Consider the following 22472-nt stretch of genomic DNA (forward strand, 5'->3'; position numbering starts at 1 on the left):
CGCGACGACGGCATCAGGCCGCAGCCACGGGTTGTCGAGCAGCTGAGCGGCATCGGGCCCGGCCGGTCCGAGCGCCGGCGGGACGACCGAGCGCCGTCCCGCCAGCCCGCCGCCGGTGAAGCTCCCGGTCAAGCCGACCGGGACGCCCGGCGCGCGGCAGGTCGTGGACGCGTTCAAGGCCGCCGGGCTGAAGGTGCCCAACCCCCGGGACCGGTCGGTCGACTGCGGCCCGGACGGGCTCGGCCTGGGCTGCTCCGAGCTGGTCGCGACCGACGCCGTCACGGTCTACGTCTTCCCCGACGAGACCAGCGCCGGCGAGATCGCCGAGACGTGGGGCGGCCAGTCGTTCCGGCGGGGCACGGTGGTGCTCAACTACCTGGAGGCGAAGACCCCCGCGGCCGACCGTGCCAGGTACGAGAAGGTCCTCACCAGCCTGCGCTGACCGTCCGGGCCGGACCCCCGCTCTGACCCGCCACCCGCCCGCGTCGGCGGCCTCGCCCGGGTGGTTGCCGGGGGCGGGTCGGGCCGGACGTGCCGGTGCGGCTCAGCCGCGTAGGCGCAGGCCGCGCGGGGTGGCGCGGAAGCCTGCGGCGGTGAGGGCGTCGCGCAGCGGCGAGGAGCGCACCGCCTCGCCGTCGGCCCGCTCCACCGACATCGCGCCCAGGGCGCCGGAGTGGACCGCGTCGGCGAGCGCCTTTCCGGCCGCCGCCAGCAGGTCGGTGTCGTCGGTGAAGGAGAGGATCGTCCGCCCGCCGCGTTCGACGTAGAGCGCCAGGTCGCCGGCGACCAGCAGCACCACGGCGCCGGCCTTGCGTCCCGCCCGGTGCCCGGTCGCCGGGACGGCCCCGTCGCCCGAGTCGACCACCCGCTCCGGCCAGGGCAACGCCGCGCCGTACGGGTTGGCCGGATCCGTCGCGGCGAGCACCAGGGTGGGCCCGCCGCGCCCCCGCCCGCCGTCGGTGGGCTCGGCCAGCGCCCGGATCCGGTCCACCGCGCCCGGCACCGCGAACTGCGCCGCGCCCAGTCCCTCCACGAAGTAGCCCCGCCGGGCCGCGCCGCGCTCCTCCAGCGCGGAGAGGACCGGATAGACCGCGGCGAAGCCGCCGACCACCTGCTCGGCCATCACCGCGCCCCGGGTCACCACACCGTGCCGTTCGAGCAGCACGTCGGCCAGGGCCGCGGCGCGGCGGGTCGGGTCGGTGTCGCGTTCCGGCAGGCGGGACCAGCGGCCGGCGACGGTCGGCGGGCCGCCACGCGTGGGCAGGGCCACCCGCCCGGGGCGCCGGTAACGGGTGCGCGGCGCGGTGGCCCGGGACCGGTGCGCCCCGCCGCCGCCGAGCGCCGCGCGCAACGGGGCGAGGGTGTCGTTGGTGAGGTGACCGGCCCACACCAGATCCCAGACGACGGCGGTCAGCGCGGCGTCGTCGGTCGAGCCGACCCGGTCGGACAGCGACCGGAAGAACAGCGCCTGTCCGTCGCCGAGCGCGTCCAGGACCGCGTCGTGCAGCGGGGTGCGGGTGAGCGCCTCGTCGGGCGGCGGAAGCAGCAGGGGGGCGACGTCCGCGTACGCCAGGGTGACCCAGCCGTCGCCGCCGGAGATCGTCCCGGAGCCGGCCCAGAGCACCTCGCCGCTGGCGCAGAGCTCGTCGAGCTGGGCGGGGGAGTAGTCGGCGACCCGGCCGGGCAGCACCAGCCGTTCCAGCGCCGACGCCGGCACCGCCGCCCCCTGCAACTGCTCCACGGTGGCGGCCAGCGCCTCGACCCCCCGCGCGGACGAGCCCACCTGCTGCCAGCGGGGCAGGAACGCGGCCAGCGCGCGGGGCGGCACCGGTTCGATCTCCCGGCGCAGCGCGGCCAGGGACCGGCGCCGCAGCAGCCGCAGCACCTCCGCGTCGCACCACTGGCTGCCGGCCGTGTCGGGGGTGAACTCGCCGGCGACGACCCGACCGGTGGCGGCGAGCCGGCGCAGCGCCTGCTCGACCACGAAGACGCCGAGCCCGAAGCGGGCCGCGCAGGTGGCGGCGGCGAACGGCCCGTGCGTACGCGCGTAGCGGGCGACCAGGTCGCCGAGCGGATCGGCCACCGGGGCGAGGTAGGCCTCGGCCACCCCGACCGGCAGGGCCACGCCGAGGGCGTCCCGCAGCCGGGCCGCGTCCTCGATGCCCACCCAGCGCTCCTCGCCGGCGACGCGCACCCGCAGCACCCGGCGGGCCGCCGCCAGCTCGGTCAGCCACCCGGGGGAGGCGCCCCGCTCGGCCAGCTCCGCCTCGGAGAGGTCGCCGACCACGCGGAGCAGCTCGACCACGTCCTCCGCGTCGCGCGGGCGGCGCTGCTCGGTCAGCCAGCGCAGCTGCCGCTCGGTCTCGGCCAGCACGGCGGGGTCGAGCAGCTCCCGCAGGTCGACCCGGCCGAGCAGCTCGCCCAGCAGGGTCGAGTCCAGCGCCAGCGCGGCGGCCCGGCGCTCGGCCAGCGGCGCGTCGCCCTCGTAGAGGAAGGCACCGACGTAGCCGAAGAGCAGCGACCGGGCGAACGGCGACGGCTGGGGGGTCTCCACCTCGACCAGGCGCACCTTGCGGGCGGCCAGGTCGCGCATCAGCTGGGCCAGCGCGGGCTGGTCGAAGACGTCCTGGAGACACTCCCGGGCGGCCTCCAGGGTGACCGGGAAGTCGGCGTACTCGCGGGCGACGTCGAGCAGTTGGGCGGCGCGTTGCCGCTGCTGCCACAGCGGCTGGCGGCGGCGCGGGTCGCGCCGGGGCAACAGCAGCGACCGGGCGGCGCACTCGCGGAACCGGGACGCGAAGAGCGCGGACGTGCCGACGGACTCCTCGACGAGCTGGGCGATCTCCTCCGGCTCGAAGACCACCACGTCGGCGCCGGGTGGCTCGTCCGCCGTGTCCGGCAGGCGGACCACGATGCCGTCGTCGGACGGCATCACCTGGGCGTCCACGCCGTAGCGCTCGGCGAGCCGGCGGCCGATGGCCAGCGCCCACGGCCCGTTGACCCGGGCGCCGAGCACGCTGTGCACGGCCAGCCGCCAGTCGCCCAGCTCGTCGCGGAACCGTTCGACCACCACCGTGCGGTCGTCGGGCAGGGACCGGGTGGCGGCGCGCTGTTCGCGCAGGTAGGCCATCAGGTTGCCGGCGGCCCAGTCGTCCAGGCCGCCGGCCCGCAGCGCGGCGACCGCCGTCTCGTCGTCCTGCTTGAGCAGGGCCCGCACCCGGGCGCCGATGGCCCGGCCCAGCTCGACGGGGCGGCCGAGCTGGTCGCCCTTCCAGAACGGCATCTTCGCTGCCTGCCCCGGGGCCGGGGAGACCAGCACCCGGTCGGGGGTGATCTCCTCGATCCGCCAGGACGACGAGCCGAGCAGGAAGACGTCGCCGACGCGGGACTCGTAGACCATCTCCTCGTCCAGCTCGCCGACCCGGGCGGCCCGCTCGGCCCCCGCCAGGAAGACGCCGAACAGGCCCCGGTCGGGGATCGTGCCGCCGCTGGTCACCGCGAGGCGCTGCGCGCCGGGCCGGCCGGTGAGCGTGTCGGTGGCGCGGTCCCAGACCAGCCGGGGCCGCAGCTCGGCGAACGCGGTCGACGGGTAGCGGCCGGAGAGCATGTCGAGCACCGCGTGCAGGGCCGAGTCGGGCAGCTCGGCGAAGGGCGCCGCCCGGCGCACCAGCACGGCCAGGTCACCGACGCGCCACGGCTCCAGCGCCACCATGGCGACGATCTGCTGGGCCAGCACGTCGAGGGGGTTGCGCGGGTGGTGCAGCTCCTCGATGGCGCCGTCGGCCATCCGCTCGGCCACCACCGTGCACGACAGCAGGTCGCCCCGGTGCTTGGGGAAGACCACCCCGCGGGAGACCGCACCGACCTGGTGCCCGGCCCGACCCACCCGTTGCAGCCCGGCGGCCACGCTGGGCGGCGCCTCGATCTGCACCACCAGGTCGACGGCGCCCATGTCGATGCCCAGCTCAAGGCTGGAGGTCGCCACCACGGCGGGCAGCTGGCCGGACTTGAGCGCCTCCTCGATGTGCTTGCGTTCCTCCCGGGAGACGCTGCCGTGGTGGGCGCGGGCGATCACCGGCGGAGCCCCGGCCACCGCGCCGGCCTGCGCCATCAGCTCCGCCGGCGGACGGCCGACGCGCACCGGCCCCACGGGCCCGCCCCACCCGTCCGCGCCGCCCGGCGCGGGCGTGGGCCCGGCCTCGGCGTCGCGTCCCGCGAACTCGGCCCCCGCGTCGCCGGGACCTGCGTGTGGGGCGGCCCCCGCACCGCCGGGCCGCGCATGGGGCGCACCCCCCCGCACCGCCGGGCCGCGCATGTGGGGCGGCCAGCGCGTCGCCGGCCAGCTCCTGCCCGGCCAGCTCGTTCAGCCGGGCGCAGAGGCGCTCGGCGGAACGCCGGGAGTTGGTGAAGACGATGGTCGAGCGGTGCGCCCTGACCAGGGAGAAGACGCGTTCCTCCAGCGCGGGCCAGATGGACGCCCGCCGGGCGCCGAGACCGCCGAGGTCGTCCTCCGGCGGCTCCTGCTCGTCGAGGCGGGTCATGTCCTCCACCGGGACCTGGACGCTGACCTCGATCGTCTTGGCGGTGGGTGGCGCGACCACGTCGACGGGGTGGGCGCCGCCGAGGAAACGGGCGCACGCGTCGACCGGCCGGACGGTGGCGGAAAGGCCGATCCGCTGCGCCGGGGCGGGCAGCAGCTCGTCGAGGCGTTCCAGGGAGAGCGCGAGGTGGGCCCCGCGCTTGGTGCCGGCGACCGCGTGCACCTCGTCGACGATCACCGTCTCGACGCCGCGCAGGGAGTCGCGGGCGGCGGAGGTGAGCAGGAGGAACAACGACTCGGGTGTGGTGATGAGGATGTCGGGCGGGGTGCGGGCGAAGGCCCGCCGCTCGTCGGCCGGGGTGTCGCCGGTGCGCATCCCCACGGTGATCTCCGGTGGGGCGACGCCGAGGCGGGTGGCGGCCTGCCGGATGCCCGTGAGCGGGGTGCGCAGGTTGCGCTCGACGTCGACCGCGAGCGCCTTGAGTGGGCTGACGTAGAGCACCCGGCAGCGGTGCCGGGGGTCGGCCGGGGCCGGCTCGCGGGCCAGCCGGTCGAGCGACCAGAGGAACGCGGCCAGCGTCTTGCCCGAGCCGGTGGGGGCGACCACCAACGCGTTGCGCCCGGCGGAGACGGAACGCCAGGCGCCGGTCTGGGCGGCGGTGGGCGCGGCGAAGGCGGCGCCGAACCACTCCCGGGTGGCCGCGCCGAAACCCGCCATCGCCTCCGTCACGCCATCCATCCTGCCCCGGCGGTGTGACATCCAGGCCTCCGGCAGGGGCGGAGTGCCCTGCTCCGGCTCATACGCGATGTTTGCGCGGTCAATCCGTTAAGTCTTACTTAACTGCTTGCTTGTATCCCACAACATAAAGTAACTTCACCCCGAGCGTCAGCCTGGGGTGGAGGGGATCGGATTGGCCGTCGAGCAGCGGAGCTTCGAGCCCGGCACCGACGTGCTCATCCGCAAGGTCGACGGTCACCTCGCCGCCGTGCGCACCGGCCTGTCCGGCCCGGAGCTGGAGCTGGCCGAGCGGCTCGCCGCCGCGCTGCGGGAGCTGGTCGTCTCCACCGCGCAGGCCAGCGCGGCCGACCGGGGCCAGGTCCGCGCCGCGGTGCACTACTTCGTGCTGCGGCGGGAGAGCCGGGGCCGGCTGCTGCCGGTGCGCTCCCTCGCCGCCGCCCAGCGGGTGGTCAACAAGGTCGTGGTCCAGCTCGGCCGTCCCGACCTGCTGGTGCAGCCCCGTCGCGAACGCCCCGCCCGGGAGCCCGTCGCCCCGACCGCCACCGCCACCGCCGACGTCGCCGTCGGCTGACCGGCCGCCCCGCGGCCGCCGTCGAGGGCTACCGGTCAGCCGTCGCCGTTCGCTGACGGCCGCCCCGTCGCCGTTCGCTGCTCGCACGCCCCCGCCGCCGTTCGCTGATTGCCGGCTCCGCCGCCGTCCGCTGACCGGCCGCGTCCGGCAACGGGACGAATTCGCGCAAAACCGCCCGCCGGGCGACGAACTGGCGTGTGATCGCACCTAGGTGCCGTCCCACCTCCGGCGCGCGCCGCAGCCACCTCGACCGGGAGCGCGGGTGCTCGTACTGCTGATCCTCCACTTCGTGGCGGCGCTCGTCGCGCCCCTGCTCGTCCGGTGGTGGGGTCCCCGCGCCTGCTATCCGCTGGCGCTGGCGCCGGCGGCCGCGTTCGGGTGGGCGCTGGCCCGCACCCCCGCCGTCCGCGACGGCGGCGCGGTGGTCGAGACGTACCCGTGGATCGGCCAGCTCGGCGTCGACCTGGCGCTGCGGCTGACCACTCTGTCCTGGCTGATGACCCTGCTCGTCGGCGGTGTCGGCGCGCTGGTCCTGGTCTACAGCGCCCACTACTTCGGCCGGGAGTCCATCGGCGTGGCCCGGTTCGCGGCCGTGCTGGTGGCCTTCGCGGGGGCGATGCTCGGCCTGGTCCTCGCCGACGACCTGCTGCTGCTCTACGTCTGCTGGGAGCTCACCACGATCTTCTCGTACCTGCTGATCGGGCACAGCGCCGAGCGGCGCTCCAGCCGGTGGGCGGCGGCGCAGGCGCTGACCGTGACCACGCTCGGCGGGCTGGCGATGCTGGTCGGGTTCATCATGCTCGGCGGCCACGCCGGCACCTACCGCTGGTCGGAGATCTCCGCCGCCCCGCTGCCGGGCGGGGCGTACCTCGTCACGGCGGTCGGGCTGATCCTCGCCGGGGCGCTGTCCAAGTCGGCGCTGCTGCCGTTCAGCTCGTGGCTGCCGGTGGCGATGGCGGCGCCCACGCCGGTGAGCGCGTACCTGCACGCCGCCGCGATGGTGAAGGCGGGCGTCTACCTGATCGGGCTGCTCGCCCCGGCGCTGGCGAGCGCCGGGCCGTGGCGGCCGGTGGTCGTGGTCGCCGGGTTGGCCACCATGCTGACCGGCGGCTGGGCCGCGCTGCGGCAGACCGACCTGAAACTGCTGCTGGCGTACGGCACCGTCAGCCAGCTCGGCCTGATCGCGGTGGCAGTCGGGGCGGGCACCCCGGACACCGCGCTGGCCGGGGTGGCGATGCTGCTGGCCCACGCCCTGTTCAAGGCGCCGCTCTTCCTCGTCGTCGGCATCATCGACCACGGCGCCGGCACCCGCGACCTGCGGGAACTGTCCGGGCTGGGGCGCCGGGCCCCGCTGCTCGTCACCGTGACGGTGCTCGCCGCCGCGTCGATGGCCGGGCTGCCGCCGCTGGTCGGCTTCGTCGCCAAGGAGGCCGTGCTGGCCGCCTTCACCGACCGGCCCGCCGTCGTCGCCGTGCTGGTGGCCGGCACCGCGCTCACCGTCGCCTACAGCGCCCGGTTCGTCTGGGGCGCGTTCGCCACCCGGCCGGGCGTGGAACCGACCGTCCTCGGGCGGGTCCCGGCGTCGATGCTCGCCCCGCCGGCCGTGCTGGCCGCCGTCGGGCTGGTCGCCGGCCCGGCCGCCGGGATCCTCGACGGCCTGCTCCGCCCGTACGCCGAGCTGTTCGGCGTCGTCGGCAAGGACCTGGCGCTGTGGCACGGCCTCAGCCCCGCGCTCGGCCTCTCCGCGCTGGCCGTGGCCGGCGGCGCGGCGCTGTTCGCGCTGCGCGGCCCGCTCGCCCCGGTGCTGGCCCGGCTGCACGTCCCGGTCGGCGGCAACCAGGGGTACGAGTGGTTCACCCGCCGCTTCGACCGGCTCGCCATCGAGGTCACCGGCGCCACCCAGCGCGGCTCGCTGCCGCAGTACCTCGGCGTCATCCTGCTCGTGCTCACCGTGGTGCCCGGCGGGGCGATGCTGGCCACCCGTCCGTGGCAGGACCGGATCGCCCTCTGGGACAGCCCGTTGCAGGTCCTGGTGGTGGCGATCGTCACCGTCGCGGCGGTGCTCGCGGTCGGCGCCCGCCGGCGGCTGACGGCGATGCTGCTGGTGGGCATGACGGGCTACGGCACCGCGATGCTCTTCGTGGTCTACGGCGCGCCGGACCTGGCGCTGACCCAGTTCCTCGTCGAGACCGCCACCATCGCGGTGTTCGTGCTGGTGCTGCGCCGGCTGCCGGAGCGGTTCTCGGCCCGCCCGAAACGTCGGCGGTGGGTGCGCCGGACGATCGGGCTGGCCGTCGGCGTGGTGGTCGGCGGGCTGGCCCTCACCGCCGCCTCGGCCCGGCGGGCGCCCACCATCTCCGACGCGTTCCCCGACCTCGCCGTCACCCAGGGGTACGGCCGCAACGTGGTCAACGTGACCCTGGTCGACATCCGGGCCTGGGACACCATGGGCGAGCTGTCGGTGCTGGTGGTGGCCGCGACCGGCGTGGCCAGCCTGGTCTTCCAGCGGTCCCGGACCGGACCCCGCCCCCGCCGCCCGGAGCCGCCGAGCCGGGTGCAGCGGCCGGGGCACCGGGTCTGGCTGCAGGGCGGGGCGACCCTGCACGAGCGGCAGCGCTCGATCGTGCTGGAGGTGGTGACCCGGCTGGTCTTCCACACGGTGGTGGTCTTCTCCCTGTTCCTGCTCTTCTCCGGCCACAACGCGCCGGGCGGCGGCTTCGCCGGCGGCCTCGTGGCGGGCCTGGCGCTGGCCGTGCGCTACCTGGCCGGCGGCCGCTACGAGCTGGCCGAGGCCGCCCCGGTCGGCGCGGGCACGGTGCTCGGCGCCGGCCTCCTCGTCTCGATCGGCACCGGGGCCGTCGCCCTGCTCGCGGGCGGGTCGGTGCTCCAGAGCACCCGGATCGACCTGTGGCTGCCGGTGATCGGCGAGTTCTACCTGGTCACGTCCCTCTTCTTCGACGTCGGCGTCTACCTGGTGGTGGTCGGGCTGGTGCTGGACATCCTGCGCAGCCTCGGCGCCGAGGTGGACCGGCACATCGAGGCGGCCGGCGAGTCCGGGGGCGGGCTGCGGGTCGACCGGCAGGGGGAGCGGACGTGAGGACGGGCGCCGCGGGACCGACCCTGGTGCTGGTCGTCGCCGCCGGCGTGCTGGTGGGCTGCGGGGTCACCCTGCTGCTGGAACGCAGCCTGACCCGGATCCTGCTCGGTGTCATCCTGCTCGGCAACGGGGTCAACGCGCTCATCCTGCTGGGCGGTCGCGCGGGGGCCGCGCCGGTGGTCGGCACGGCGCCCGCCGGCACGTTGAGCGACGCGCTGCCGCAGGCCATGATCCTCACCGCCATCGTGATCACCTTCGGGCTGACCGCGTTCCTGCTGGCGGTGAGCTACCGCAGCTGGTATCTCACCGGCGACGACGAGGTGCCCGACGACATCGAGGACCGGCAGGTCAGGCAGGCGGCCGAGCGCAACGAGCCGGCCGCCGCCGACTTCGGGGGCGAGGGCCCGGACGCCGACCCCGAGCAGGTCGACCCGGAGCCGCCGGGCCGGTTCCGGCGCGGGGACGGCCCCGGATGACCGGGTACGCGGGGCGGGGCGCCCGATGAGCCGGCTCGTGGCGCTGCCCGTGGTGGTGCCGCTGCTGGGCGCGGCGCTGACCCTGTTGCTGGCCCGGTGGCCGGGGCTGCAACGGGTCGTCAGCGTGGGCTGCCTGGCGGCCACGCTGGCGGTGGCGGCGGTGCTGCTGGTGCAGGCGTACCGGTACGGGCCGGTGGTGGTCCAGGTCGGCGGGTGGCCGGCGCCGGTGGGCATCGTGCTGGTCGCGGACCAGCTCGCCGCGCTGATGCTGGTGGTCTCCTCGGCGGTGACCCTGTGCGTGCTGCTCTACTCCGTCGGCCAGGGGCAGGGGGACGTCGGCGAGACCGCCCCGGTGACCATCTACCACCCCACCTACCTGGTGCTGACCGCCGGCGTGACCAACGCGTTCCTCGCCGGCGACCTGTTCAACCTCTTCGTCGGCTTCGAGATCCTGCTGGCCGCGAGCTTCGTGCTGATCACCCTCGGCGGCACCGAGACCCGGATCCGCACCGGCTCGACGTACGTGGTGGTCAGCATCCTCTCCTCGATGATCTTCCTCGCCTCGGTGGGGCTGGTGTACGCGGCCACCGGCACCCTGAACATGGCCCAGCTGGCGCACCGGCTGGACGCGCTGCCCGAGGGCGTACGGCTGACCCTGCAGCTGATGCTGCTGCTCGCCTTCGGGGTCAAGGCGGCGGTCTTCCCGCTCTCGGCCTGGTTGCCGGACAGCTACCCGACGGCGCCGGCCCCCGTCACGGCGGTCTTCGCCGGCCTGCTCACCAAGGTCGGCGTGTACGCGATCATCCGCACTGAGACGCTGCTCTTCCCCGGCGGTCGGCTCGCCGGGCCGCTGATGGTGGTGGCCGGGCTGACCATGGTGGTCGGCATCCTCGGCGCGGTGGCCCAGTCCGACATGAAGCGGCTCTTCTCGTTCACCCTGGTCAGCCACATCGGCTACATGATCTTCGGAGTGGGGCTGAGCACCGTGGCCGGGCTCTCCGGCGCGATCTTCTACGTGGTGCACCACATCACCATCCAGACCACGCTGTTCCTGGTCGCCGGGCTGGTCGAGGAGCGGGCCGGCAGCACCGACCTGCGCCGCATCGGCGGGCTGGCCCGGGCGGCCCCGCTGCTCGGCGTCCTCTTCTTCGTCCCGGCCATGAACCTCGCCGGCGTGCCGCCCTTCTCCGGGTTCCTCGGCAAGCTCGGCCTGCTCCAGGCGGGCGTCGCGGCCGGCGAGCTGCTGCCCGGCGTGCTGGTCGCGGCGGGGACGGTGACGAGCCTGCTCACCCTCTATGTGGCCTCGCGGGTGTGGAACATCGCCTTCTGGCGCGCCCCCCGCCTGGCCACCACCGAGCCGGTCGTCCGCCTGCCCGCGTTGATGGTCGGCGCGACGATCGCGCTGGTCGGGCTGGGGCTGGCGCTGACCGTCGTCGCCGGGCCGCTGTTCGACGTCACCGCCGACGCGGCGGCCGACCTGCGTGAGCGCACCCCGTACATCCGTTCCGTCCTGCCGGCCGGTGCCCCGTGACCCCGGCCCCCGGGGCACCGCCGCGCGGGCGGGGACGGCGGCGCGACCAGCTGATCGCCTTCGGCTGGCTGGTGCTGGTCTGGAGCCTGCTCTGGGGGGACTTCTCCTGGGGCAACCTCGTGGGCGGGGCGCTGGTGGCCGGTGCCGTGCTGCTGTTCTTCCCGCTGCCGCCGGTGAGCTTCGGCGGCCGGCTGCGCCCCGGGCCGCTGCTGGTCTTCGCGCTGCGCTTCGTCGGCGAACTGGTCAGCGCCAGCGCGCACGTCGCCCGGGTCGCGGTGCAGCCCGGCTACCGGCCCCGGGGAGCGATCATCGCGGTCCGCCTGCGGATCCGCACCGACCTGAACCTGGCGCTCACCGCCGAGGCGATCTCGCTGGTGCCGGGCACGCTGATCGTCGAGGTGGACCGGGACGTCGGAGTCCTCTACGTGCACGTGTTCGACACCCATGGTCCGCAGGATCTCCGTGCCAGCCGGCAGCGGATCCTCGCGGTCGAGCGGCGGCTCGTCCGCGCGGTCGGCTCCGTCGCCGAGGTCCGCCGGGTGAGCGCCGATTCCGTCGAGAGGGGACCCTGACCCGTGACCACGTTCCTCGCCGTCACCCTCACCACCCTGTTCTCGGTGACCGCGCTGCTGGCCCTGATCCGGCTCTACCGGGGGCCGTCACTGATCGACCGGGTGGTCGCGGCCGACATGCTGCTCGCCACCATGGTGGGCGCGGTCGGCGCGGAGGCCGCGGTGAACCGCCACGCGACCACGCTGCCGGTGCTGGTGGCGCTGTCCATGCTCGGCTTCGTCGGATCGGTGTCGCTGGTCCGCTTCGCCGTCCGCGAGGACGGGGAGGCGTGATGTGGGGCACGCTGGCCGACTGGCTGGGCGGCGGCTGCCTGGTGGTCGGCGCCCTGCTGAGCCTCGCCGCCGGGATCGGGGTGCTGCGCTTCCCGGCCACGCTGGACCGGATGCACGCCGCGACCAAGCCGCAGGTGCTCGGGGTGCTGCTCCTGCTGCTCGGCCTGGCGCTGCGGCTGCGCGCCCCGGCCGACCTGGGCATGGTGGCGCTGGTCGGGGTCTTCCAGCTGGCCACCGCCCCGGTGGCGGCCCAGATGATCGGCCGGGCCGCGTACCGCACCGGGCGGGTGGACCCGGCGCTGCTCGACGCCGACGAACTCGCCGAACGCTGACCGCCCGCCAGCGGCGCCAGCCTCGTGGAGGCGGCCGTGGACGACGTGCGGATCACCCAGAGCTGACGCCCCGGAGGCCCCCCGCCGACCCGGCGGCCCCGGACGCCGGGGGGCCTTCCGCACACCTTCAGCGGATATCCAGCCGATCCCGATAAAATGGGCCGCATGATCGACTCTTCTGCCCAGGAGGGCAGCAGTAGCCAGCCGGGTCGTGCCCGGCGTACCCCGACCCCGACGTCCCCGGGAGCCCTGAGCGACCCGTGTTGATCGTCGTTGGTCTTCTCCTCATCATCGTTCTCACCGTCGCCACGGGTTACTTCGTGGCCCAGGAGTTCGGCTACGTCGCCGTGGACCGGGGCCGGCTCAAGCAGCTGGCCGACGACGGCGACAAGGCCGCCGCCCGGGCGCTGGAGGTGACCGGGCGGCTGTCGTTCATGCTCTCGGGCGCGCAGCTCGGCATCACCGTCACCGCCCTGCTGGTCGGTTACGTCGCCGAGCCGTTCCTCGGCGCCGGGCTGGCCGAGCTGCTCGGGGTGGCCGGCGTCTCCACGGCCGTCAGCCTGCCGCTCTCGGTCGCCCTGGCCCTGACCATCGCCACCGTGGTGCAGATGGTCCTCGGTGAGCTGGCCCCGAAGAACCTCGCCATCGCCCGGCCCGAGCCCCTCGCGAAGGCCCTGAGCAGCTCCACCCTGATGTACCTCAAGGTCGCCGGTCCGCTGATCAAGCTCTTCGACCGGGCCGCGGTCCGGCTGCTCCGCCGCGTCGGCATCGAGCCGATCGAGGAGCTGCCCAGCGGCGCCACCCCGCAGGACCTGGAGCAGATCATCGCCGAGTCCCGCCAGGAGGGGCACCTGACCGCCGAGATGTCCACGCTGCTCGACCGGGGGCTCGACTTCCGCGAGCTGACCGCCGGCGAGGCGATGGTGCCGCGCGTCGACGTGCACACCGTACGCGCGCACGAACCGCTCAGCCGGGTGGTCGAGCTGCTGGACACCGGCAAGTCCCGCTTCCCCGTGCGCGGCACCGAGGGCGTCGACGACCTGGTCGGCGTCGTCGGCATCGCCGACGTGCTCGGCGTACCCCCGGAGCGGCGCGCGACCACCCCGGTCAGCGCGGTCGCCGGCCCCCCGCTCCTGGTGCCGGAGACGCTGCCGCTGCCGACGGTGCTGGACCGGCTGCGCTCCGGGCACCGGCAGCTGGCCTGCGTGGTCGACGAGTACGGCGGCTTCGCCGGCGTGATCACGCTGGAGGACATCGCCGAGGAACTCGTCGGCCCGATCCGGGACGAGGACGACCCGCCGGAGCGGGCCCCGGCCCGGCAGGAGGACGGCTCCTGGGTGGTGCCGGCCCGCTGGCGCATCGACGAGGTCGCCGACAGCACCGGAATCTCGCTGCCCGAGGCCCCGGAGTACGACACGCTCTCCGGCCTGGTCATGCGGGAGCTGGGGCGGGTCCCCGAGGTCGGTGACCGGCTGGAGATCAGCCTGCCGGCCGACGGCGAGGACGGCGCGGACGAGCCGCGCGCCCTGGTCGAGGTGCTGGCCGTCGACCGGCACGTGGCCGACTCCGTCCGGCTGCGGATCGCCGAGCCGGGGGAGGTGTCCGCGTGAGCCCCGGCATCGCACTCTTCACGTCGGTGATCCTGCTGGCGTTGAACGGCTTCTTCGTGGCCGCCGAGTTCGCCCTGGTGGCCAGCAAGCGTTACCGGCTGGAGCACGCGGCCGCCGGTGGCGGCCGGGCCGCCCGGGCCGCGCTGGACGGCGTACGCGAGCTGTCGCTGATGCTCGCCGGCGCGCAGCTCGGCATCACCCTCTGCACCCTGGGCCTGGGCGCGCTCGCCGAACCGGCGATCGAGCACCTGCTCAGCCCGCTGCTGCACGCGGTCGGGCTGCCGGACGCCGCGAGCCACGTGGTCGCGCTGGTCTTCGCGCTCAGCGTCGTCACCTTCCTGCACCTGGTGGTCGGGGAGATGGCGCCGAAGTCCTGGGCGATCACCGACGCGGAGCGCTCGGCGGTGCTGCTGGCGTTGCCGTTCCGCGCCTTCGCGCGGGTCGCCCGGCCGGTGCTGTCGGTGATGAACGCGCTGGCCAACGCGATGCTGCGGCTGGTCAAGGTCAACCCGCAGGACCAGCTCGCCCAGGTGCACGGCCCGGACGAGCTGCGCATGCTGCTGGAGCAGTCCCGCGAGCACGGCCTGCTCGGCGCCGAGCAGCACCAGATGCTGACCAGCATGCTGGAGTTGCAGGGCACCACGGTGGCCCAGGTGATGGAGCCGTTCCACCAGATGGTGACGGTGCGCCGCGACGAGGGGGCCGACCGGATCGAGCAGGTCAGCCGGGACAGCGGCCGGTCGCGGCTGGCCGTGCTGGACGCCAACGGCGACGTCTGCGGCCTGGTCCACGTCCGGGAGGCGGTGCGCGCCACCACCAGGGGCCGCACGGTCACCGCCGCCGACCTGATGACCAACGCCCTCACCCTGCCGGCCTCGGCCTCGGTGTCCGAGGCCGTGGCGGAGATGCGGGCCCGGCAGTCCCAGCTCGCGCTGGTGCGCAACGGCGGCGGGCCGACCCGGCCGATCGGGTTCGTCGCGCTGGAGGACCTGCTGGAGGAGGTCATCGGCGAGTTCGACGACGAGACCGACCCGGTGCCGCGCGGGCGACGCATGAGGTGAGACCGGATAGGTGGCCGCTCTTCGCCGAAGTCGGGGCGGCCACGCGCGGGGTCCGCGACCATGGAGGGTGCCCCCCGCGGGAGGTCCGCGACCATGGAGGGCGGCCCCGCGCGAGGTTCGCGACCATGGAGGGTGGCCCCGCGCGCGAGGTCCGCGGCCGTCACCGCGGTCCCGTCCGGCGGGGCTCGCGGGCGGCTGAGCGGGTCCGGCCCGGTGGCGGACGGGGGAGTGCCGTGCGGTTGACGGGGGTGTCACCCGAGTCCGGCTGGACCGGCCTGTCGGTGCGGACGGTCCTGGCCAACCCGAGCACCCGCCCCGGGCTGCGCCTGCCGGGGCGGGTCACCGTCATCGCCGGCTCCACCGACGTACCCGTCCTGCACGTCCGGCTCGGTCTGGTCACCACGGCCGAGCCGGACGACCCGGACGCGCCCCGTCGCCTGGTGCAGTTCCACCAGGCGACGGTGGCCGACGGTTTCGTGCTGCGGGCCGGGCGGGGCCGGTCGATCCCGTTCGAGTTCCCGTTGCCGTGGGAGACCCCGGTGACCGTGTTCGGCGGGGTGCCCCTGCTCAGCCTGCGGATGGGGCTGCGTACGGAGGTGGCCGTCGAGCCCCGGCTCGACCAGGGCGCCATGGTGCCGGTCTTCGTGCATCCGCTGCCGACCCAGGCGCACGTCCTGGCGGCGCTCGACACGCTCGGCTTCAGCATGCGCCAGGCCGGTCTGGTCGACGGGCGGCTGCCCGGGGTGGCGCAGACCCTGCCGCTGCACCAGCGGCTGGGCTACTGGGTGGCGCCGCTCTACGCCGGGCCGATCACCGAGCTGGAGCTGATCTTCATCGCCGACCCGGCCGGCCTGGAGGTGATCCTCTGGATGGACCGGCGGCTGGCCCTGGCCGGGATCACCCACCAGAGCATCAGCCGGTTCCGGGTCTGGCACACCGGCGCCGACCAGCGGGACTGGGTCGCGACGGTGGACGCCTGGCTGCGCGCGGCGATCAACCGGCACGCCGCCGCCGCGGCGCACGCCGACTGGTCCGCGACCCTCTCCGGGTCGGCGCACGTCAGCCGCCCGCCGGACGAGCCGATCCACCCCGGCTTCGGGCTGGGCGGCACCGCCGGCGCAGCCGGCATCGGCGGTTCCGGCGGCGGCGACGGCACCTGACCCGGCCGGGGTCAGGCGGTGGCGGTGGCCAGTTTGAGGCTGAAGCCGAGGAAGAGCGCGGCGACGCCCGTGGTGGCGCCGGCCGCCAGGCGGTGGCGCTGGCGGAACTGGGCCGCCAGGAACGTGCCCGTGAAGATCAGCGCGGTCAGGTAGAGCACGCTGGTGACCTGGGCGACCAGCCCGAGCAGCAGGAACGACAGCGCCGGCCAGGCGTAGCCCGGGTCCACGAACTGGATGAAGAACGAGACGAAGAAGAGGATCGCCTTTGGGTTGAGCAGGCTGATCACCAGCGCCTTGCGGAACGGGCTGCGCATCGCCGCCGGCCGCGCGGCGTCGATGAGCCGCGGCGTGTCCGGGTCGTTGCGCGTCCGCCAGCGGCGCCACGCGCCGCGCAGCATCGTCAACCCCACATAGCCGAGGTACGCGGCGCCGGCGTACTTGATCACCAGGAAGAGCGGCGGGTACGCCTGGACCAGCGACGCCACGCCGGCGGCGGAGAGGAACATCAGCACCCCGTCGCCGACGAAGACCCCGCCGGCCGCCCGGTAGCCGGCCGCCACGCCCCGCTGCGCGGCGGTGGAGAGCACGAAGAGGGAGTTGGGCCCGGGCAGCAGAACGATCGCCACGGTGCCCAGCACGTACGTCCAGATGTCGGTGATGCCCAGCACGCCCGCCATCATGGGGCCACGGGTGCCGCCCGGCGAAGCCTTTCCCGGAGCGTGACCTGTGCTTTCGGCCACTCGTCGACGGTCATCGAATACTGCACGGTGTCCCGCCAGGAGCCGTCCGGCCGGAGCCGGTGCCGGCGCAGCACCCCCTCGCGGGACGCGCCGAGGCGCTCGATGGCCCGCTGCGAGCGCTCGTTGCGGATGTCGGTGTGCCAGACCACCCGCACCGCGCCCAGCTCCTCGAAGGCGCGGGTGAGCAGCAGCAGCTTCGCCTCCGTGTTGATCCCGGTGCGCCACCAGGGCCGGCCCAGGTAGGTGTACCCGATCGCCACCGCCCGGCGCTCCGGGTCCACCTCGTAGAAGGAGGTGGTGCCGACCACCGCGCCGGTCACCGCGCAGCGCTGCGCCCACGGCACCCGCTCGCCCCGCCGGTGCGCGGCCAGCGCGGCGGCGATCGTCTCGGCGGTGCCGGCGGGATCGGCCGGCTGTGGGCTGCCGAGGTGCCGCCAGACCTCCGGGTCGGCGGTCGCGGCGTGCAGCTCGTCGGCGTGCGCGAGGTCGAGCGGTTCCAGCAGCACGTGCTCCCCGCGCAGCACCGCCGGATCGAGCCACGGAGACGTCTCCGGCCGCAGGTACGCCGGCACCGGCACGGTCACCCCGGCGTCGGGTTCGGGCAGCCCGGCGGTCAGCCGCAGCGGCACCACGCCGGCCCAGTGCGGCAGGGCGAGGTCGGCCTCCTCGTCGCGTACGCCGCCGGTGCGGGCGCGGACCGACACCTCGCGCAGCGGCAGGGCCAGCACGGCCGTCTCGGCCAGCTCCCGGCGCGACGGCGGGCGGCTGTCGGCGCTGCGCCCGGGGGCAGCCTTCTCCACCAGGGCGGTCAGCATCCGCAGCTTCTCCCGCTCGTCGGTGACCAGCCGCGCGGTGCCGTGCGCGACCAGCGAGCGGTAGTTGGCGCTGTGGTGGAACTGCGAGCGGCCGTAGACGAGGCCGTCGAGCAGGGTGACGGCGACGCAGATGGGCAGCCCGTCGCCCCGGGCGGCGAGCAGCGGCCGGCTGCCGGTGGAGCCGTGCAGGTAGAGGGTGTCGCCGATGCGCACGTGCAGGGTGGGCAGCACCCGGGGTTCGCCGTCGACGGTGAACCCGAGCGCGCAGTCGTACGCCTCGTCGAGGATCGCGTGCGCGGCGGCCTCGTCGTAGCTCATCCGCTCCCGGGAGCGGCTGGCGGTGGTCCGGTCGGTGGGTGCGTACATGGCTCGACCTTTGTTCTAGTACAATCTATGATTTGTGTCAGCACGCTATCAGGTCGTCGGTACGACGGCCGCCGAGATTTCGGCCAGCATCGAATCGGGCATCCGCTGCGCCGCCCTCGCCCCCGGCGACGCGCTGCCGCCGGTGCGGGAGCTCGCCGCCCAGCTCGCGGTGAGCCCGGCCACCGCGGCCCGGGCCTACCAGGAGCTGCGCCAGCGGGGCCTCGTGGTCACCGCCGGCCGGCACGGCACCCGGGTCCGCCCCCGCCCGCCGGTGGCGGCCCGCCGCTCCGCGCTGCGCCCGCCGACCGCCCCCGGCCTGCGCGACCTCTCCCGGGGCGAGCCGGACGTGCGGCTGCTGCCACCCCTCGGGGAGCACCTGGCCGGCCTCGCCACCGCCGCGGGTGAACCGGTCGGCTACCCCGCGGCCGGGGTGCTGCCCGAACTGGCCGAGGCGGCCCGCGAGCGGCTGACCGCCGACGGCGTGCCGGCGACGGAGCTGACCGTCACCGGCGGCGCGCTGGACGGCATCGAGCGACTGCTCGGCGCGCACCTGCGCCCCGGGGACGCGGTCGCCCTCGAGGACCCGGGCTGGGCCAACCTGCTCGACCTGGTCGCCGCGCTCGGGCTGCGGCCGATCGGCGTGCCGGTCGACGACGACGGCCCGCTCGTCGGCGGGGTCGGGGCCGCGCTCGCCGCCGGCGCGCGGGCGCTGATCGTGACGAGCCGGGCCCAGAACCCCACCGGCGCGGCGGTCTCCGCCGAGCGGGCCGGTGAGCTGCGCGCCCTGCTCGCCGGCCGGTCCGACCTGCTGCTGATCGAGGACGACCACGCCGCCGAGCTGGCCCGCGTACCGCTGCACCCGCTCGCCGGGGCGACCCCGACGTGGGCCTTCGTCCGCTCGGTGAGCAAGCCGTTCGGCCCGGACCTGCGGCTGGCCGTCCTGGTGGGCGACGAGACCACGGTGGCCCGGGTGGCCGGCCGGGCGCGGGTCGGCGCCGGCTGGGTCTCCACCGTGCTGCAACGACTGGTCCTGGCGCTCTGGCGCGACCCCGCCGTGGCCGAGCTGGTGGATCGGGCCGCCGGCAGCTACGAGCGGCGGCGCGTGGGGCTGATCGGCGCGCTCGCCCGCCACGGCCTGGCCGCCCACGGGCGCAGCGGCATCAACGTCTGGCTGCCGGTCGACGACGAGACCAGCGTGCTGACCGCGCTGCGCGACGCCGGCTGGGCGGTCGCCCCCGGCGCGCTGCACCGCATCGCCGGCCCGCCGGCGCTGCGGATCACCGTCAGCTCGCTGGACGAGGCGGAGATCCCGGACCTGGCCGAGGCGGTGGCCCAGGCGGTCCGGCCCGCCCCGCCCGGCGGCTTCACCGCGTGAGCCGGCCGGGCCCGTCGCGGGCGTCGCGGCGGGTCCCCGCGCGTGTTCCCTCCCGCGCGGGGTAGAACAGTCGCCATGGCCGAGCAGACCGAGACCGCGCCGGGCGCACAGCAGTTCATCCCGCCGCGGGCCGACACCCTCGACGACCTGCGCGCCGCCGCCACCGGCTGCCGGGGCTGCGAGCTCTACCGCGACGCGTCGCAGACGGTCTTCGGCCGCGGCGACGCCGGCGCGCGGGTGGTCTTCGTCGGCGAGCAGCCCGGCGACATGGAGGACCAGAAGGGCCTGCCGTTCGTCGGCCCCGCCGGCCGGCTGCTGCGCAGGGCGGTCGACGACGCCCGGCTCGACCCCGGCCACATCTACCTCACCAACGCCGTGAAGCACTTCCGCTTCGAGCAGCGCGGCAAGCGGCGGATCCACCAGACCCCGGACCGGGTGCACATCACGGCGTGCCGGCCCTGGCTGGTGGCCGAGTTCGCCCAACTGCGCCCGGAGGTCGTGGTGGTGCTCGGCGCCACCGCCGCCAAGGCCCTGCTCGGCCCGACGTTCCGGGTCACCCGGCAGCGGGGCGAACTGCTGCCCTGGCCGGAGTCGGCCCAGCACCCGGAGGACTTCCGGCGGGTGCCGGTGGACGCGCGCGGCGGCGTCGCCGACGCGCCGCCGGCGCGGCTGCTGGCCACCATCCACCCGTCCGCCGTGCTGCGCGCGGACGACCAGGACAAGGCGTACGAGGGGCTGGTCGCCGACCTCACCGTGGCCGCCCGGGCCCTCGCCGGCTGAGCGACGCCCCGAGGGATCCGCCGGAGCGCCCTCGACGGCGGTGCACAGTGGAGCGGCACACCCGCGTCCGCGCGGCGAACAGCGGCGACGGGCCGGCCGCGCGGGTCCTGCCGCCCGGTGCGCGCTCGACTGGACGCCGGGGAGTACCTGCGGAGGCGATCGGGTACCGCCCGGACATGTCCCCCCGCCGCCTCCGCCGCCGTCCGCCGCTGATCCGGTTGGGCGCGCCCGGCCCGTACGTCCTGGCCGCCGCCTTCGCCACCGCCGCCTGGTCCGTCGCCCGGCTGCTGGACGGCTCCGGTGGTTCCCCGGCGGGGGCGCTGGTCGGGCTGGCGGGCGGCATCCCGCTCTTCGGCGGCATGGCCGCGCTCGCGCTGGCGCTCGACCGACCGTTGACCGCCGGCCTGCACGGGCTCGTCCTGGTCGCCGTGCTCGCGGTCGCCGCCCTGACCCTCGGCAGGGTGCGCAGGCTGGAACGGTCGCTCGACGGCCCTGGGCAGGGCGGGTGAGCGGTGCCACACTTGCCGCCATGGAGCAGCATCTCTACGAGCGCGACCACGAGGAGTTCCGCGAGCTGTGCCGCGAGTTCCTGACCCGCGAGGCGGTGCCCCACCACGAGCGCTGGGAGGCCGACGGGATCGTCGACCGCGAGGTGTGGCGCCGGGCCGGGGCCGCCGGCCTGCTGGGCATGGACGTCGACACGGAGTACGGCGGCGGCGGGCAGCGCGACTTCCGGTTCAACGCCGTGCTGGACGAGGAGATCATCGCCGCCGGCTGCACCGGGCTCGGCTTCGGCCTGCACAACGACGTGGTGGCGCCGTACCTGACCGAGCTGACCACGGACGAGCAGCGCAAGCGCTGGCTGCCCGGGTTCTGCTCCGGCGACCTGGTCACCGCGATCGCGATGAGCGAGCCCGGGGCCGGCTCCGACCTGGCCGGGATCCGTACGAGCGCGGTCCGCGACGGCGACGGCTGGGTGCTCAACGGCCAGAAGACCTTCATCACCAACGGGGAGATGGCCGACCTGGTGGTCGTGGTCGTGCGTACCGCGCCGGACCAGGGCGCGCACGGGGTGAGCCTGATCGCGGTGGAGAGCGGCACCCCCGGCTTCTCCCGGGGCCGGCGGCTGGCCAAGGTCGGGCTCAAGGCCAACGACACCGCCGAGCTGTTCTTCGACGACTGCCGGGTGCCGGCGGAGAACCTGGTCGGCACCGAGAACCACGGCTTCTACCACCTGATGGCCAACCTGCCCCGCGAGCGGCTCAGCATCGCGGTCGCGGCGGTGGCCGCCGCCGAGCGCCTGCTCGCCCTCACCCTCGACCACGCCCGCTCCCGGCAGGCGTTCGGCCGGCCGATCGGCGCGTTCCAGCACAACCGCTTCCTGCTGGCCGAGCTGGACACCGAGGTCACCATCGCCCGCACCTTCGTCAACCACTGCGTCGCGGAGTACGACGCCGGCCGGCTCTCGGTCACCGACGCGGCCAAGGCGAAGTGGTGGACCACCGAGTTGCAGAACAGGGTCGCCGACCGCTGCGTGCAGCTGCACGGCGGCTACGGCTACATGCTGGAGTACCCGGTGGCGAAGGCCTGGCTGGACGGGCGGGTGCAGACGATCTACGGCGGCACCACCGAGATCATGAAGGAGATCATCGGCCGCGGCCTCGGGCTCTAGCGTCGACCGACTGCCCGGCGGCGGGCGCGGGTGCGCAAGGATGAAACGGCATCTCGCCCCTTACCTCGAAGGAGCCGCCATGGCCACCGACCTCGCCGCGCCGCTCGCCGCGCCCGACGTCGCGCCCATCCAGCGGCGTACTCTGCGGCTGCTCTTCGTCACCCAGATCATCGGCGGGATCGGGGTGACCATCGGCGTCGCCGTCGGGGCGCTGCTCGCCTCCGACATCGCCGGCACCGCCGTCGCGGGCCTGGTCAGCAGCGCCGCCGTGGTGGGCGGGGCGTTGCTCGCCGTGCCGGTCACCCGGATCATGACCGTCGGTGGCCGGCGGCCCGGCCTGGTCGTGGCGTACCTGACCGGCGCGGCCGGCGGCGGGCTGGTGGTCCTCGCCGCGGTGACCCGCTGGGTGCCGCTGCTCTTCCTCGGCATGCTCCTGTTCGGCGGCGGCAGCGCGGCCAACCTCCAGGCCCGCTACACCGCGGTCGACCTGGCGGTCCCGGCGCGCCGGGGCCGCCAGCTCTCGCTGATCGTCTGGGCCACCACCATCGGCGCGGTCGCCGCGCCGAACTTCGCCTCGCTCGCCGACCGCACCACCAGCGGCTGGGGGCTGCCGACGCTGGCCGGCCCGTTCGCGTTCAGCGCCGTCGCGCTCGTGCTGGCCGCCGGGGCGATCCTGGCGCTGCTGCGGCCGGACCCGCTGCTCACGGCGCGCCGGCTGACGGCCGCCGGCCCGGCCGGCGCCACGGCGACCCCCGTCGTCGC

17 protein-coding genes and 3 pseudogenes are annotated in these 22472 nt (G+C 75.5%); 16 read left to right on the forward strand and 4 right to left on the reverse strand.

Features of this window, described 5'->3' with window-relative positions:
* The first annotated feature begins 115 nt into the window (after window positions 1-115).
* Window positions 116-442 (forward strand): hypothetical protein, encoded by a 327-nt coding sequence (locus tag AB0G13_RS27350; RefSeq protein ID WP_357880013.1) that lies wholly within the window; start codon window positions 116-118, stop codon window positions 440-442.
* A 102-nt stretch (window positions 443-544) separates the two neighbouring features.
* Here AB0G13_RS27350 and AB0G13_RS27355 read toward each other — a convergent pair.
* Window positions 545-4129, reverse strand: a pseudogene (locus AB0G13_RS27355) (helicase-related protein); the annotation flags it as partial.
* A gap of 211 nt (window positions 4130-4340) precedes the next feature.
* Window positions 4341-5300 (reverse strand): annotated as a pseudogene (locus AB0G13_RS27360) (DEAD/DEAH box helicase); the annotation flags it as partial.
* A 136-nt stretch (window positions 5301-5436) separates the two neighbouring features.
* On the opposite strand from AB0G13_RS27360, the gene AB0G13_RS27365 reads away from it, so the two are divergent.
* The 10 genes from AB0G13_RS27365 (at window position 5437) to AB0G13_RS27410 (ending at window position 15962) form a co-directional block, all read left to right on the forward strand.
* A complete protein-coding gene (locus tag AB0G13_RS27365) occupies window positions 5437-5850 on the forward strand; it encodes a hypothetical protein (protein WP_357880016.1) in 414 nt (137 codons plus the stop codon).
* A 262-nt stretch (window positions 5851-6112) separates the two neighbouring features.
* Entirely contained in the window at window positions 6113-8947 is a 2835-nt protein-coding gene (locus AB0G13_RS27370) for a Na+/H+ antiporter subunit A (RefSeq protein ID WP_357880020.1), read from the forward strand.
* The gene (locus AB0G13_RS27375; RefSeq protein ID WP_357880023.1) at window positions 8944-9423 is read left to right on the forward strand and encodes a Na(+)/H(+) antiporter subunit C; all 480 of its coding nucleotides are present in this window, start codon (window positions 8944-8946) and stop codon (window positions 9421-9423) included. The genes AB0G13_RS27370 and AB0G13_RS27375 overlap by 4 nt, the downstream gene beginning before the upstream one ends.
* Window positions 9424-9448: 25 nt before the next feature.
* Entirely contained in the window at window positions 9449-10954 is a 1506-nt protein-coding gene (locus tag AB0G13_RS27380) for a Na+/H+ antiporter subunit D (protein WP_357880026.1), read from the forward strand.
* Window positions 10951-11526, forward strand: coding sequence for a Na+/H+ antiporter subunit E (locus AB0G13_RS27385; protein WP_357880029.1), 576 nt, complete (start codon window positions 10951-10953; stop codon window positions 11524-11526). The genes AB0G13_RS27380 and AB0G13_RS27385 overlap by 4 nt, the downstream gene beginning before the upstream one ends.
* 3 nt (window positions 11527-11529) lie before the next feature.
* Window positions 11530-11799 (forward strand): monovalent cation/H+ antiporter complex subunit F, encoded by a 270-nt coding sequence (locus AB0G13_RS27390; RefSeq protein ID WP_091620573.1) that lies wholly within the window; start codon window positions 11530-11532, stop codon window positions 11797-11799.
* Complete coding sequence (gene mnhG, locus AB0G13_RS27395; protein ID WP_357880032.1) at window positions 11799-12131, forward strand: monovalent cation/H(+) antiporter subunit G; 333 nt, start codon at window positions 11799-11801, stop codon at window positions 12129-12131. The genes AB0G13_RS27390 and mnhG overlap by 1 nt, the downstream gene beginning before the upstream one ends.
* Before the next feature lie 260 nt (window positions 12132-12391).
* Window positions 12392-13741: a hemolysin family protein gene (locus AB0G13_RS27400; protein ID WP_357880035.1), complete on the forward strand. Its 1350-nt coding sequence runs from the start codon at window positions 12392-12394 to the stop codon at window positions 13739-13741.
* Window positions 13738-14802 (forward strand): hemolysin family protein, encoded by a 1065-nt coding sequence (locus tag AB0G13_RS27405; RefSeq protein ID WP_357880038.1) that lies wholly within the window; start codon window positions 13738-13740, stop codon window positions 14800-14802. Before AB0G13_RS27400 ends, AB0G13_RS27405 begins: the two co-directional genes overlap by 4 nt.
* A gap of 233 nt (window positions 14803-15035) precedes the next feature.
* The gene (locus AB0G13_RS27410) at window positions 15036-15962 is read left to right on the forward strand and encodes a sporulation protein (RefSeq protein WP_357880041.1); all 927 of its coding nucleotides are present in this window, start codon (window positions 15036-15038) and stop codon (window positions 15960-15962) included.
* Between the two features lie 11 nt (window positions 15963-15973).
* On the opposite strand, the gene leuE is transcribed toward AB0G13_RS27410, so the two are convergent.
* Together leuE and AB0G13_RS27420 are read right to left on the reverse strand one after the other, a co-directional pair.
* The gene (gene leuE, locus AB0G13_RS27415; RefSeq protein ID WP_357880044.1) at window positions 15974-16642 is read right to left on the reverse strand and encodes a leucine efflux protein LeuE; all 669 of its coding nucleotides are present in this window, start codon (window positions 16640-16642) and stop codon (window positions 15974-15976) included.
* Window positions 16639-17883, reverse strand: coding sequence for a bifunctional pyridoxamine 5'-phosphate oxidase family protein/GNAT family N-acetyltransferase (locus tag AB0G13_RS27420; RefSeq protein ID WP_357880047.1), 1245 nt, complete (start codon window positions 17881-17883; stop codon window positions 16639-16641). Before AB0G13_RS27420 ends, leuE begins: the two co-directional genes overlap by 4 nt.
* Window positions 17884-17917: 34 nt before the next feature.
* Here AB0G13_RS27420 and AB0G13_RS27425 point away from each other — a divergent pair, with 34 nt between their 5' ends.
* From AB0G13_RS27425 to AB0G13_RS27445, 5 genes and pseudogenes are all read left to right on the forward strand, one after another.
* On the forward strand, window positions 17918-19258 hold the full coding sequence (locus AB0G13_RS27425) for an aminotransferase class I/II-fold pyridoxal phosphate-dependent enzyme (protein ID WP_357880050.1): 1341 nt from the start codon (window positions 17918-17920) through the stop codon (window positions 19256-19258).
* Between the two features lie 75 nt (window positions 19259-19333).
* Window positions 19334-20038, forward strand: coding sequence for a UdgX family uracil-DNA binding protein (locus AB0G13_RS27430; RefSeq protein ID WP_357880053.1), 705 nt, complete (start codon window positions 19334-19336; stop codon window positions 20036-20038).
* A gap of 176 nt (window positions 20039-20214) precedes the next feature.
* On the forward strand, window positions 20215-20547 hold the full coding sequence (locus tag AB0G13_RS27435; RefSeq protein WP_357880056.1) for a hypothetical protein: 333 nt from the start codon (window positions 20215-20217) through the stop codon (window positions 20545-20547).
* 20 nt (window positions 20548-20567) lie between these two features.
* The gene (locus AB0G13_RS27440) at window positions 20568-21710 is read left to right on the forward strand and encodes an acyl-CoA dehydrogenase family protein (protein ID WP_357880059.1); all 1143 of its coding nucleotides are present in this window, start codon (window positions 20568-20570) and stop codon (window positions 21708-21710) included.
* 79 nt (window positions 21711-21789) lie between these two features.
* Window positions 21790-22472 (forward strand): annotated as a pseudogene (locus tag AB0G13_RS27445) (MFS transporter); the annotation flags it as partial.

Source organism: Micromonospora sp. NPDC023633 (genome assembly GCF_040640035.1).
In the GTDB taxonomy this organism is placed as follows: Bacteria; Actinomycetota; Actinomycetes; order Mycobacteriales; family Micromonosporaceae; genus Micromonospora.